The 12,521-nt window shown below is 76.0% G+C and carries 10 protein-coding genes; 3 read left to right on the top strand and 7 right to left on the bottom strand.

All coding sequences use genetic code 11. From position 1 onward, the window contains the following. Positions 1 to 228: 228 nt before the first annotated feature. From recA to ACI79V_RS23955, 6 genes are all read right to left on the bottom strand, one after another. On the bottom strand, positions 229 to 1,260 hold the full coding sequence (recA, locus tag ACI79V_RS23980; protein ID WP_456876251.1) for a recombinase RecA: 1,032 nt from the start codon (positions 1,258 to 1,260) through the stop codon (positions 229 to 231). A 192-nt stretch (positions 1,261 to 1,452) separates the two neighbouring features. Beyond that, positions 1,453 to 1,647, bottom strand: a complete 195-nt coding sequence (locus ACI79V_RS23975) for a DUF3046 domain-containing protein (protein ID WP_456876250.1) — start codon at positions 1,645 to 1,647, stop codon at positions 1,453 to 1,455. Between the two features lie 9 nt (positions 1,648 to 1,656). Continuing rightward, the gene (locus tag ACI79V_RS23970; RefSeq protein ID WP_456893389.1) at positions 1,657 to 2,292 is read right to left on the bottom strand and encodes a hypothetical protein; all 636 of its coding nucleotides are present in this window, start codon (positions 2,290 to 2,292) and stop codon (positions 1,657 to 1,659) included. Then, positions 2,289 to 2,759, bottom strand: coding sequence for a MarR family winged helix-turn-helix transcriptional regulator (locus ACI79V_RS23965; protein WP_456893387.1), 471 nt, complete (start codon positions 2,757 to 2,759; stop codon positions 2,289 to 2,291). Before ACI79V_RS23965 ends, ACI79V_RS23970 begins: the two co-directional genes overlap by 4 nt. A 170-nt stretch (positions 2,760 to 2,929) precedes the next feature. Further along, positions 2,930 to 4,171, bottom strand: coding sequence for an MFS transporter (locus ACI79V_RS23960; RefSeq protein ID WP_456893385.1), 1,242 nt, complete (start codon positions 4,169 to 4,171; stop codon positions 2,930 to 2,932). Continuing rightward, on the bottom strand, positions 4,168 to 5,313 hold the full coding sequence (locus tag ACI79V_RS23955) for an acyl-CoA dehydrogenase family protein (RefSeq protein WP_456893383.1): 1,146 nt from the start codon (positions 5,311 to 5,313) through the stop codon (positions 4,168 to 4,170). The genes ACI79V_RS23960 and ACI79V_RS23955 overlap by 4 nt, the downstream gene beginning before the upstream one ends. 103 nt (positions 5,314 to 5,416) lie before the next feature. On the opposite strand from ACI79V_RS23955, the gene ACI79V_RS23950 reads away from it, so the two are divergent. Continuing rightward, the gene (locus tag ACI79V_RS23950; RefSeq protein WP_456893381.1) at positions 5,417 to 10,021 is read left to right on the top strand and encodes an ATP-dependent helicase; all 4,605 of its coding nucleotides are present in this window, start codon (positions 5,417 to 5,419) and stop codon (positions 10,019 to 10,021) included. Positions 10,022 to 10,103: 82 nt separating this feature from the next. Next, the gene (locus ACI79V_RS23945) at positions 10,104 to 10,910 is read left to right on the top strand and encodes a cold shock domain-containing protein (protein ID WP_456893379.1); all 807 of its coding nucleotides are present in this window, start codon (positions 10,104 to 10,106) and stop codon (positions 10,908 to 10,910) included. Positions 10,911 to 10,937: 27 nt separating this feature from the next. Here ACI79V_RS23945 and ACI79V_RS23940 read toward each other — a convergent pair whose 3' ends face one another. Then, positions 10,938 to 11,528: an antibiotic biosynthesis monooxygenase gene (locus ACI79V_RS23940; RefSeq protein ID WP_456893377.1), complete on the bottom strand. Its 591-nt coding sequence runs from the start codon at positions 11,526 to 11,528 to the stop codon at positions 10,938 to 10,940. Positions 11,529 to 11,627: 99 nt separating this feature from the next. Here ACI79V_RS23940 and ACI79V_RS23935 point away from each other — a divergent pair, with 99 nt between their 5' ends. Further along, on the top strand, positions 11,628 to 12,482 hold the full coding sequence (locus ACI79V_RS23935) for a DNA-formamidopyrimidine glycosylase family protein (RefSeq protein ID WP_456876242.1): 855 nt from the start codon (positions 11,628 to 11,630) through the stop codon (positions 12,480 to 12,482). The last annotated feature ends 39 nt before the right edge of the window (positions 12,483 to 12,521 follow it).

Here is a 12,521-nt window from a genome sequence, read left to right as displayed (position 1 = left end):
CCACCCCGCCTTCGGTGGGTGCCTCCCCCGCGCCGGGCGGGTCGGCCGCGGCGGCACCCCCGCGGGCGGGCGGGGGGGGCGCGCTGGGGGGGCCCCCCCCCCCCCCCCCCCGGGGGCGGCCGGCGCGGCCGCCGGGACCCGACGGACGGGCCCCGCGGCCGCGCCGGCCGGACTGCTCGGGGTCGATCTCCTCGGAGAACGAGCCTGACCAGCCGGTCACGGAGTCGCTCAGAAGTCGGCCGGGTCGGCGGCCGGCGCGTCGAGCGTGGCACCGACGCCCAGCTTCTCCTTGACCTTCTTCTCGATCTCGTCGGCGAGGTCGGGGTTGTCACGGAGGAAGGCCCGGACGTTCTCCTTGCCCTGGCCGAGCTGGTCGCCCTCGTACGTGTACCAGGCGCCGGACTTGCGGATGAAGCCGTGCTCGACGCCGGCGTCGATCAGGCCGCCCTCGCGGCTGAAGCCCTGACCCCACAGCAGGTCGAGCTCGGCCTGCTTGAAGGGTGCGGCGACCTTGTTCTTGACGACCTTGACCCGCACCCGGCTGCCGACCGCCTCGGTGCCCTGCTTCAGGGTCTCGATGCGGCGGACGTCGAGGCGGACCGACGAGTAGAACTTCAGGGCGCGCCCACCGGTGGTGACCTCGGGCGAGCCGTAGACGATGCCGACCTTCTCGCGCAGCTGGTTGATGAAGATCGCGGTGGTGCCGGAGTTGTTCAGCGCACCGGTGATCTTGCGCAGCGCCTGGCTCATGAGGCGGGCCTGCAGACCGACGTGACTGTCGCCCATCTCGCCCTCGATCTCGGCGCGGGGCACGAGGGCCGCCACGGAGTCGATGACGATGATGTCGAGCGCGCCGGAGCGGATGAGCATGTCGGCGATCTCCAGCGCCTGCTCACCGGTGTCGGGCTGGCTGACCAGCAGCGCGTCGGTGTCCACGCCGATGGCCCGGGCGTACTCCGGGTCGAGGGCGTGCTCGGCGTCGATGAAGGCCGCGATGCCGCCGGCGGCCTGGGCGTTGGCCACCGCGTGCAGGGCGACCGTGGTCTTGCCGGAGGCCTCGGGGCCGTAGACCTCGATGACGCGGCCGCGCGGCAGGCCGCCGATGCCCAGCGCGATGTCGAGCGCGATCGAGCCGGTCGGGATGACCTTGATCGCCTGGGCGGCGCTGTCGCCCAGGCGCATGACCGAGCCCTTGCCGAACTGCTTGTCGATCTGGGCGAGGGCCATGTCGAGGGCCTTGTCGCGGTCCAGCGTTGCCATGCTGCTCACCTTCGGGAAGTCGCGTGTCGTGGAGTCGGAGCGGTGTCGGAGGCGACGGTAGGCCGGGGGTCCGACACTTTCCGGTGACCGGCTCGGCCTGTGGAGGGACGACCCCCCTGTGGACGCGTCCGCCACTGTAGGACGAACACGTGTTCGAGTCGAGCGACACGCCGTCGCCCGGCTCCGACCGGCTCAGCGCTCCCGCGGCGGGACGTCGTACTCCTCGCAGATCGCCAGCCAGACCCGCCGCACCGGCAGCCCCGCCTCGATGGCGTCGACGGCCGTCCGCCCGCCGAGCGCGGCGAAGACGTGGTCGCGCGCCACGCTCTGCGCCCGCATCGACCCGAACTGCTCGTCGAGCCGGGACCAGAACTCCTGCAGGCGCACGCCTCGACGCTAGCGCGCGTCCCCCTCGGCGGCGGCGTGGTGGGCCAGCCCGGCCCGCAGCCGCCGGACCAGCGCCGCGGGGTCGTCGGCGGCCAGCCGCAGCTCGTCGACCGGCCGGCCGCCGGTGCGCGCCAGCGGCAGCACCAGCGGCGCCCGCAGCTCGACGTCGACCTGGGTGGAGGAGAGGACGGCGACCGACACCGCACGCCGGCCGCCCTCCTCGGCGACGACGACCGTGCGGGAGCCCTCGACGCTGCGCCGGCGCACCCGGACGGCGGCGATCTCCTCCCACCGCACGCGGACGTCGACCGACCACCCCGCCCGCACGCGCAGACCGCCGTCGTCGACGGTGTGCGGGTGCACGCGCATCGCCGCGAGCAGGCCCACCATCCAGAGCAGCCCGTAGACGCCGACGACCAGCAGCGCGATCCGCAGCGAGGGCCAGGGCAGCAGCCAGTCGACCAGCGGGATCTCGACCGCCGACAGCACGATGAAGGTCCACAGCACCGGCGACGCCGCCGAGGCGTAGGAGAAGGCGTCGGCCCCGGCCGGCACGTCGGGCCGGCGGCGGACCCAGCGCCCCAGGCTGCGCCAGACGCCGACCTCGGCGGTGACCGCGGCGCGCAGCAGCCCGCGGGCGGTCACCGGCCCTCCTCCTCCGCGGCGGCCCCGTGCGGGACCAGCGCCCGCAGCCGTTCCAGGACGTCGTCGAGCGCGGCCACCAGCCCGTCGAGCCGGTCGGCCGGCAGCCCGCCGAAGAGCTGGCCGGCCAGCTCGGCCTGTCCGCGCGCGAGCTCGTCGAGCAGCGCATGCCCGCGTGCGGTGGGGGTGACCAGGGCGGCCCGGCGGTCGCCCGGGTGCGGCTCGCGGGTCACCAGCCCGGCCGCGACCAGCCCGTCGACCAGGCCGGTCACGTTGCGGGCGCTCACCCCGAGCGCGTCGGCCAGCGCGCGCTGGGTGCTCGGTCCCGCGGCGCGCAGGTGCCACAGCAGCGTGGTGCGGGCGACGGTGAGGCCGGAGGCGGCGAGGGAGGCCGTCATGTCCCGCCCGAGGAGCACGGTCAGCTCGAGCACGCGGTCCAGGGCCGCCACCCGTGGGTCGTCGGCGGTCATCGTGAGCCCCCTTCACCGTGAAGTGGCTTCATGATACGCGGACTATCCTGGAGGCGTGTTCCCCACCACCGGTTCGGCGACCTGGGACACCGTCCTGGAGATCGGCATCGCGCTGTGCCTCGTCGTGACGCTGGTGCTGCTCTGGCGCAACCTGCGCGGCCGCTGACCGCTCAGCGCCGGGCCCACACCAGCGCCAGCGGCAGCACGAGCGCCGCCGACACGCCCGCCACCAGGCCGTAGCCGCCGCCGGCCAGCAGCGGCCCTCCGGCGGCGCCGGCGACCGCCGCGCCCAGCCCCATGAGCAGGTCGGTGCCGCCCTGGGCCGTCGGCCGGCTCTCCGCGGGCACCGACTCGGTGACCAGCGTCGAGCCGGCGATCAGCCCGCACGACCAGCCCACCCCGAGCAGCAGCAGGCCGACGCCGAGCCGGCCCGCGGCCTCCGGTGGGGCGGTGCCGGCGATCGCGGCGGCGGCCAGCAGCAGGCCGGCGCCGACGGCGACCGTCACCCGGCGTCCGGCCCGGTCGGCGAGCCAGCCGACCAGCGGCGAGAACAGGTACATCCCGGCGACGTGCACGCTGATGACCACGCCGACCAGCCGCAAGGTCGTCGCGTCGTCGTGAGCGGCGTGCCCCATGTGCACCGGCGTCATGACCATGACGCCGACCATCACGGAGTGGGAGACCACGACGGCGACCAGTCCCAGCCGCCCGTCGGGTGCGCGCCAGACCTCGGCCAGCGCCGTGCGCGTGCGGCCGCGCGCCGGCCCGCCGTCGGCCGGCCCGCGCAGCCGGCGCGCGAGCAGCAGCGGGTCGGGCCGCAGCCCGGCCAGCAGGCCGACCGCGACGAGGGCGAAGACGAGCGCGCAGACGGCGAAGCCGCCGCCGAGCGCGGGCAGGCCGAGCGCGCGGCCCAGGTCGGCGCCGGGCGCGGCGAGGTTCGGGCCGAGGACCGAGCCGACCGTCGTCGCCCAGACGACCAGGGACAGGTCGCGGCCGCGCCGCTCGGGTGCGGCCAGGTCGGCGGCGGCGTAGCGCGCCTGCAGGCCGCAGGCGGTGGCGGCGCCGGCGGCGAACAGCCCGGCGAGCAGCAGCGCCAGGGACGACAGGGCGGCCGCGAGCACGGTCAGCAGCGCACCGCCGACGGCGACGGCGTACCCGGCGGCCAGCCCGGCGCGCCGGCCGGTGCGGTCGGAGAGCCGAGCCAGCGGGACGGCGAGCACCGCGGCACCGAGGACGCCCGCGGTCTGCCCGAGGCCGGCCGCGGCGTCGCTGCCGGCCACCTCGCGGGCCAGCAGGCCGCCGATGGTTATGCCCACGGTGACCCCGAGCCCGGCCAGCGCCACCGCGCCGGACAGCACGCCGACCGTGCGCCGCTGGACCCGTCCGACGTCGGGGCCCGCCTGCGTGGTCACAGTCCCAGCGAGCGGCCGATGATCTCCCGCATGATCTCGTTGGTGCCGCCGTAGATCGACTGCACGCGGGCGTCGCGCCAGGCCTTCGACACCGGGTACTCGTCCATGTAGCCGTAGCCGCCGTGCAGCTGCAGGCAGCGGTCGGCGACCTTGTTCTGCAGCTCGCTCGTCCAGTACTTGGCCATGGCGGCGTCGACGGCGGTCAGCTCGCCGGTGCCCAGCTGCCGGATGCACTCGTCGACGAAGGTGCGCGCGATCGTCGTCTCGGTGTGCAGCTCGGCGAGGACGAACCGGCTGTGCTGGAAGCTGCCGACCGGCCGGCCGAATGCGGTCCGGCCGGTCACGTACTCGAGGGTCCGGGCGAGCACCGTCTCGCAGGCGGCGACCGCGCCGACGGCGATGGACAGCCGCTCCTGCGGCAGGTTGTCCATGAGGTGGGCGAAGCCGCGGTTCTCGGTGCCGAGCAGGTTCTCCGCCGGCACGCGCACCTCGTCGAAGAACAGCTCGGCGGTGTCCTGGGCCTTGAGACCGACCTTCTCGAGGTTGCGGCCGCGGGTGAAGCCGGGCATGCCCCGTTCGACGACGAGCAGGCTGGTGCCCTTGGCGCCGGGGGCGTCGGGGTCGGTGCGCGCCACCACGATCACCAGGTCGGCGTTGATGCCGTTGGTGATGAACGTCTTGGCGCCGGTGAGCACCCAGGAGTCACCGTCGCGGCGGGCGGTGGTGCGGATGGCCTGCAGGTCGCTGCCGGTGCCCGGCTCGGTCATCGCGATCGCCGTGATCAGCTCGCCGCGGCAGAAGCCGGGCAGCCAGCGCTGCGCCTGCTCCTCGGTGCACAGGTCGCGCAGGTAGGGGGCGACGACGTCGTTGTGCAGCCCGAAGCCCAGTCCGCTGGCGCCGATCCGGGTGACCTCCTCGTCGAGGACGGCGTTGTAGCGGAAGTCGCGCACCCCGCCGCCGCCGAAGCGCTCGTCGACGTCCATCCCGAGCAGACCCTGCTCGCCGCCGGCCAGCCACACCTCGCGCGGGACGATCCCGTCGCGCTCCCACTGGTCGTGGTGTGGGGCGACGTTCTTCTCGAGGAACGTGCGGACGGTCTGCCGGAAGTCCTCGTGCCCGGCCTCGTAGAGGGAGGTGCGCATGCCCGGCAGTGTGCCGCACGCCACCACCGGATCGGGCGACCCCGCGGGCCGGTGACGTCCCCGCAGGCCAGCGGACTGTCGTACCCCCGGGGACACTGGGGACGTGCCCGCTCTCGACCGGTTCTCCGCGCCCACGCGGGCCTGGTTCACCGGTGCCTTCGCCGAGCCCACGGCCGCCCAGGAGGGCGCCTGGGAGGCCATCAGCAGCGGCGAGCACGCCCTCGTCGTCGCCCCCACCGGGTCGGGCAAGACGCTGGCGGCGTTCCTGTGGTCGCTCGACCGGCTGACCAGCACGCCGCCGGACGACGAGAGCCGCCGCTGCCGCGTCCTCTACGTCTCCCCGCTCAAGGCGCTGGCCGTCGACGTCGAGCGCAACCTGCGCGCCCCGCTGACGGGCATCGGCCAGGCGGCGATGCGGCTGGGCCTGCCCCGGCCGGAGATCTCGGTCGGCATCCGCTCCGGCGACACCCCGGCCGACGAGCGGCGGGCGTTCACCCGCCGCCCCACCGACATCCTCATCACCACCCCCGAGTCGCTGTTCCTGCTGCTCACCAGCGCGGCCCGGGAGGCGCTGCGCGGCGTCGAGACGGTGATCGTCGACGAGGTCCACGCGGTCACCGACAGCAAGCGCGGTGCGCACCTGGCGGTCTCCCTCGACCGGCTCGACGAGCTGCTCGAGCGGCCCGCGCAGCGGATCGGCCTGTCGGCCACGGTCCGCCCGATCGAGGAGGTCGCCACCTTCCTCGCCGGCGGGCGCCCGGTGCGGGTCGTGCAGCCGCCGTCGGCCAAGGAGTGGGACCTGTCGGTCGTCGTCCCGGTCGAGGACATGAGCCAGCTGGGCCAGCCCACCGGTGAGCTCGACGGGTCGGCGGCCGGCGACCAGCCGCGGGCGTCGATCTGGCCGGCGGTCGAGGAGCGGGTGCTCGACCTGGTGGAGGCCCACCGCAGCACGATCGTGTTCGCCAACTCCCGCCGGCTGGCCGAGCGGCTGACCAGCCGGCTCAACGAGATGGCCTACGAGCGGGCCACCGGCGAGACCGTCCCGCCGGGCACCAACGCCGCGGCGCTCATGGCGCAGGCCGGCTCGGGGGGCGGGGTGCCCGAGGGCGTGCGGCCGGTCGCCGCCGCCCACCACGGGTCGGTGTCGCGGGAGCAGCGGGCGGTCGTGGAGGAGGCGCTGAAGTCCGGGCGGCTGCCGGCGGTGGTGGCGACGTCGTCGCTCGAGCTCGGCATCGACATGGGCTCGGTCGACCTCGTCGTCCAGGTGGAGGCCCCGCCCACGGTCGCGGCCGGCCTGCAGCGGGTGGGCCGGGCGGGGCACCAGGTCGGCGCGGTCAGCCGGGGCGTGCTGTTCCCCAAGTACCGCGGCGACCTGGTGCAGTGCGCGCTGGTCGCCGAGCGGATGAAGGCCGGCGCCATCGAGTCGATCCGCTACCTGCGCAACCCCCTCGACGTGCTCGCCCAGCAGGTCGTCGCGATCGTGTCGGAGGGCTCGCGCACGGTGGAGGAGGTCGGGGCCCTGCTGCGCCGCTCGGCGCCCTTCTCCGGCCTGCCCGACTCCGCGCTGCACGCCGTCCTCGACATGCTCGCCGGGCGCTACCCCTCCGACGCCTTTGCCGAGCTGCGACCGCGGTTGACCTGGGACCGGGTCACCGACACCCTCACCGCGCGCGCCGGCGCCCAGCGGCTGGCGGTCACCAGCGGCGGCACCATCCCCGACCGCGGCCTGTTCGGCGTCTTCCTCGTCGGCGGCGAGGGGTCGGGCGGGCGCCGGGTGGGCGAGCTCGACGAGGAGATGGTCTACGAGTCCCGGGTGGGCGACGTCTTCCTGCTCGGCTCCTCCTCGTGGCGCATCGAGGAGATCACCCACGACCGGGTGCTCGTCTCCCCCGCGCCCGGCCAGCCCGGGAAGATGCCGTTCTGGCACGGCGACGCCCCCGGCCGGCCGCTGGAGCTGGGCCGGGCACTGGGCGCCTTCCTGCGCGAGGTCGGCTCCGCGACGCCGGAGCGCGGCCGGGAGCGGGCGCAGGCCGCCGGCCTCGACGACTGGGGCGCGGCCAACCTGCTCGCCTACCTCGCCGAGCAGAAGGCGGCCACCGGCCACCTGCCCGACGACCGCACGCTGCTGGTGGAGCGGTTCCGCGACGAGCTCGGCGACTGGCGGCTGGTCGTGCACTCCCCCTTCGGCGCGCAGGTCAACGCCCCGTGGGCGCTGGTGCTCGCCGCCCGGCTGCGCGAGCGCTACGGCGTCGACGTCGCCTCCATGCACTCCGACGACGGCATCGTGCTGCGACTGCCCGACACCACCGGCGAGCCGCCGGAGGCCGACCTCGCCGTCCTCGACCCCGACGACGTCGAGCGCGAGGTGACCGCCGAGGTCGGCAGCTCGGCGCTGTTCGCCAGCCGGTTCCGCGAGTGCGCCGCCCGCGCGCTGCTGCTCCCCCGCCGCGACCCGCGCCGGCGGACCCCGCTGTGGCAGCAGCGGCAGCGCGCCGCGCAGCTGCTGTCCGTGGCCAGCGACTTCTCGAGCTTCCCCATCACCCTCGAGGCGGCCCGCGAGGTGCTGCAGGACGTCTACGACGTGCCGGGCCTGGTGGAGCTGATGCGTGACGTCCGCTCGCGGCGGGTGCGGGTGGTCGACGTCCAGACCCAGGCGGCCTCGCCGTTCGCCCAGTCGCTGCTGTTCGGCTACGTCGGGCAGTTCCTCTACGAGGGCGACGCCCCGCTGGCCGAGCGCCGCGCGCAGGCGCTGGCCCTCGACACCGGCCTGCTCGCCGAGCTTCTCGGCCGCTCGGAGCTGCGCGAGCTGCTCGACGCCGAGGCGCTGGCCGAGGTCGAGCGCGAGCTGCAGCGGCTGCCCGCCGAGCGGCACCCGCGCGACGTCGACGGCGCGGGCGACCTGCTGCGCCTGCTGGGCGACCTCACCGCGGAAGAGGCGGCGCCCCGCGGCGTGCCCGCCGAGTGGCTGGAGGAACTGGTCGCGTCGCGGCGGGCGATCGTCGTGCGGATCGCCGGCCAGGAGCGGTACGTCGCCATCGAGGACGCCGGCCGGCTGCGCGACGCCCTGGGCACAGCGCTGCCCGTCGGGGTGCCCGAGGCGTTCACCGAGCCGGTCGCCGACCCGCTGGGCGACCTGGTCGGCCGATACGCCCGCACCCACGGCCCGGTCCAGCCCGCCGAGGTGGCCACCCGGCTCGGCCTCGGCGTCGCGGTCGTCACCGCCACCCTGCAGCGGCTGGTCGGCACCGGCCGGCTGGTCACCGGCGAGTTCCGCCCCGGCGGCAGCGGCCAGGAGTGGTGCGACGCCGAGGTGCTGCGCTCGGTGCGCCGCCGCAGCCTGGCCAAGCTGCGCCAGGAGGTCGAGCCGGTGCCCATCGGCACGCTGGCCCGGTTCACCCCGTCCTGGCAGTCGGTGGGCAGCCGGATGCGCGGCGTCGACGGCGTCCTCGCCGTCGTCGAGCAGCTGGCCGGCGCCCTCGTCCCGGCCAGCGCGCTGGAGACGCTGGTGCTGCCCGGCCGGGTCCGCGACTACTCCCCCGCGATGCTCGACGAGCTCACCAGCGCCGGCGAGGTGCTGTGGGCCGGCGCCGGCGGGCTGCCCGGCGGCGACGGCTGGGTGAGCCTGGTGCCCGCCGACCTCGCGCCGCTGCTGCTCCCCGACGTCGTCGAGCCGCCGGAGGAGGGCGGCGTCGCGTTCGCCGTCCTCGAGCAGCTCGCCGCCGGGCAGGCGGTGTTCTTCCGCGGGCTGTCCGACCTGGTCGGCTCCACCGACGACACCGCGCTCGCCGACGTCGTCTGGGACCTGGTGTGGGCCGGGCTGCTCACCAACGACACCCTCGCCCCACTGCGCACCCGGCTGGCCGGCGGCGGCACCCACAAGCGGGCCCCGGCACCGCCGCGGGCCCGGGTCGACCGCACCCGCTACGGCCGTCCGCGGCTCGGCCGCCCGGCGATGCCCACCCGCACCGGGCCGCCCACGGTCGCCGGCCGGTGGTCGCGGCTGCCCGAGCGCGAGCCCAACCCGACCCGGCGCACCACCGCCCGCGCCGAGGCGCTGCTCGAGCGGCACGGCGTGCTCACCCGCGGCGCGGTGATGGCCGAGCAGGTGCCCGGCGGCTTCTCCGCCGTCTACCCCGTGCTGCGCGCGTTCGAGGAGAACAACCGGGCCCGGCGCGGCTACTTCGTCGAGACCCTCGGCGCCGCGCAGTTCGGCACCCCCGGCTCGGTCGACCGGCTGCGGGCGTTCGCCTCCCCCGACCGGGCCCCCGAGGGCGCGGTGGTGCTCGCGGCCACCGACCCGGCCAACGTCTACGGCGCGGCGCTGCCGTGGCCCGAGCGCGGCGGGCCGGCCGACGGCGAGTCCGCCGAACAGGTGGCCGTCGACGTCGGCGAGGGCACCGGCGGCGGAAAGCGGGCCACCGGGCACCGCGCCGGGCGCAAGGCCGGGGCCCTGGTGGTGCTGGTCGACGGCGACCTCGTGCTCTACGTGGAACGCGGCGGCAAGTCGCTGCTGTCGTTCACCGAGGACGAGCAGACGCTCAAGGAGGCGGCCACCGCGCTGTCGGGCGCGGTCGCGGCCGGAGCGCTGGGGCGGATGGTCGTGCAGAAGGCCGACGGCGCCTCGGTGCACCAGGACACCCCGCTGTCGTCCGCGCTGCAGGCCGCCGGGTTCGCCGCCACCCCGCGCGGGCTGCGCCTGCGCGGGTGACCCTCCGGCGGCTGGCCGACCGGCGTCCGCGCCACCGCGCGTACCGTGGACCGTCGCAGTCGTGAGGGATGAGGGAACAGACATGGCAGCCGGCACGGTCCGCTGGTTCGACGCGGACAAGGGCTTCGGGTTCATCGAGCCGCAGGACGGCGGGGACGACGTCTTCGTCCACTTCTCGGCCATCGAGGACACCGGGGGGTTCCGCTCCCTCGACGAGGGTCAGCCGGTCGAGTACGACGCCGCCGACGGGCCGCGTGGCCCGCAGGCCGAGCGGGTGCGCCCGACCGGCGGCGCCCCGCGCGGCGGCCGTCGCGACGACCGCGGCGGGTCGCGGGACGACCGCGGCCGCTCCGGGGGGAGCCGCGCGCCCCGCGGCATCGTCGTCCAGGGCACCGTGGCGCGCTTCGACGCCGACCGCGGGTTCGGCTTCATCGTCCCCGAGGACGTCTTCGTGCACGTCTCCGCGGTGACCCGCGGCGGCGACCTCGAGGAGGGCGACCGGGTCGAGTTCGAGCTCGTCGAGGGCAACCGCGGCCTGCAGGCCGACTCCGTGCGGCTGCTGCCGTCGACCCCGCGTCGCGGCGGCTACGACCGGCCCGCGCCGCGCGACCGCCGTGACGACCGGGGCAGCCGCGACCAGCGGCCGGCCCGCGCTCCGCGCGGCGGGGACTCCGGCGGGGACGCCGAGGGCACCGTGCAGTGGTTCAACCCCGACAAGGGCTTCGGGTTCATCACCCCCGACGACGGCGGCGACGACGTCTTCGTGCACTACTCCGAGATCGAGGACGACGGCGGCTACCGCGAGCTCGAGGAGGGCCAGCGGGTCTCGTTCACCCGCACCTCCGGGACGCGCGGCACCAGCGCCAGCGGCGTCCGTCCTCTCGACTGAGCGGGCGTCCCGTCCGGGAGCGGGCGGTCAGCGGCGGCCGCGCAGCCAGGGGGCGAACCAGCGGGTCAGCCGCGGCATGACCACCTGGCCGAGCAGCACGACGACCACCGTGGCCGACAGCAGCAGCCGCAGCGGCAGCGGCCACGACGCGACGTGCGGGGCCACCAGCAGCTGGAAGGCCAGCGTGATGCCGAAGACGGCGGCGATGGTCAGCACCGTGAGCCGCCAGCGCGGGCCCGGCCGCGGCGGGGTCAGCGCGGTGAAGAAGCTGTCGAGTCCGGCGACGCGGGCGTAGTCGGCGCCGTCGGAGAGGTGCGCGACCCGCGCGAGGGCCGCCTGACGCTCCGCCGAGCGCTCCCAGCCGGCCAGCGACTCGCCGTCGGCGAAGCGGTAGACCAGGTGGTACCGCGTCGAGCCGGGACCGGGGCGGAGCAGGCTGGTGCCGAGGTTGCCGGGGAACCGCTCGGCCAGGCCGAGGACCTCACCGGCCCACTGCTCGAACGCCGTCCGGTGGTCGCCGCGGACGTCGCGGGCGACGGTCACCGTGACCGGCTCGGCAACCCCGGTCACGTGCTCGGGGGAGACGGCCGTGTCGCTGGGGTCGGGACGTCGCTGCACGGCAGACCCAGCGCGTCCGGGCGCACGGCGCTTCCCGCCCGCGGGGTGACCTCCCTCGCCCTCCAGCAGCGCCGATGCGCACCGGGGACACTGGAGGACGTGCCCGAGGGAGACACCGTCTGGCTGGCGGCCAAGCGGATGGACAGCGCGCTGGCCGGCCAGACGCTGCGCCGCGGCGAGCTCCGGGTGCCCCAGCTGGCCGCGACCGACCTGACCGGCCGCACGGTCAGCGAGGTGGTCCCCCGCGGCAAGCACATGCTGACCCGGTTCACCGACGGCTGGACGCTGCGCACCCACTACCGGATGGACGGCAGCTGGCACATCTACCGCAAGGGCGCCCGGTGGCGCGGTGGGCCGGCGTTCTCGATCCGGGCGATCCTGGCCACCGACCGGTGGGACTGCGTCGGCTACCGGCTGCACGACGTCGCGCTGGTCCGCACCGCGGACGAGGACTCCGTCGTCGGCCACCTCGGCCCCGACGTCCTCGGCCCGGACTGGGACCTCGAGGAGGCCCTGCGCCGGCTGCGGTCGCACCCCGACGAGCAGATCGGCGTCGCTGTCCTCGACCAGCGCAACCTGTGCGGGCCGGGCAACCTCTACAAGGTCGAGGGCCTGTTCGTCTGCGGGGTGCACCCGTGGATGCGGGTGGCCGACGTCGAGGACCTCCCCGGGCTCGTCGAGCGCACCCGCGCGCTGATGCTGGCCAACCGCGACCGGCCCGAGCAGAGCACCACCGGCGACCTGCGCCGCGGCCGTGACCACTGGGTGTACGGCCGCAAGGACAAGCCCTGCTACCGCTGCGGCACGCCGGTCCTGCGCGGCGACCAGGGGCCGGACCTGCAGGAGCGGATCACCTACTGGTGCCCGACCTGCCAGGCCACCGACGCCCCGGTCGACCCCGCGGCCCGCACCGGCGAGCCCGGCCGCCCGCCGCCGCTGGCCAACGCCCACTGAACGCGACGGGGCCCGGTCACCTGGCGGTGACCTGGCCCC

Source organism: Geodermatophilus sp. SYSU D00700, assembly GCF_054050255.1.
This window is presented reverse-complemented; position numbering and strand designations above follow the sequence as displayed.

What these genes read in the sequence shown, in the direction of transcription:
- ACI79V_RS23955 (WP_456893383.1), bottom strand. Translation starts at nt 5,313, where the DNA reads ATGCGCACCTCCCTCTACGAGGCCGGGCACGAGGACTTCCGGCAGACC.
- ACI79V_RS23945 (WP_456893379.1), top strand. Translation starts at nt 10,104, where the DNA reads ATGGCAGCCGGCACGGTCCGCTGGTTCGACGCGGACAAGGGCTTCGGG.
- ACI79V_RS23965 (WP_456893387.1), bottom strand. Translation starts at nt 2,759, where the DNA reads ATGACCGCCGACGACCCACGGGTGGCGGCCCTGGACCGCGTGCTCGAG.
- recA (WP_456876251.1), bottom strand. Translation starts at nt 1,260, where the DNA reads ATGGCAACGCTGGACCGCGACAAGGCCCTCGACATGGCCCTCGCCCAG.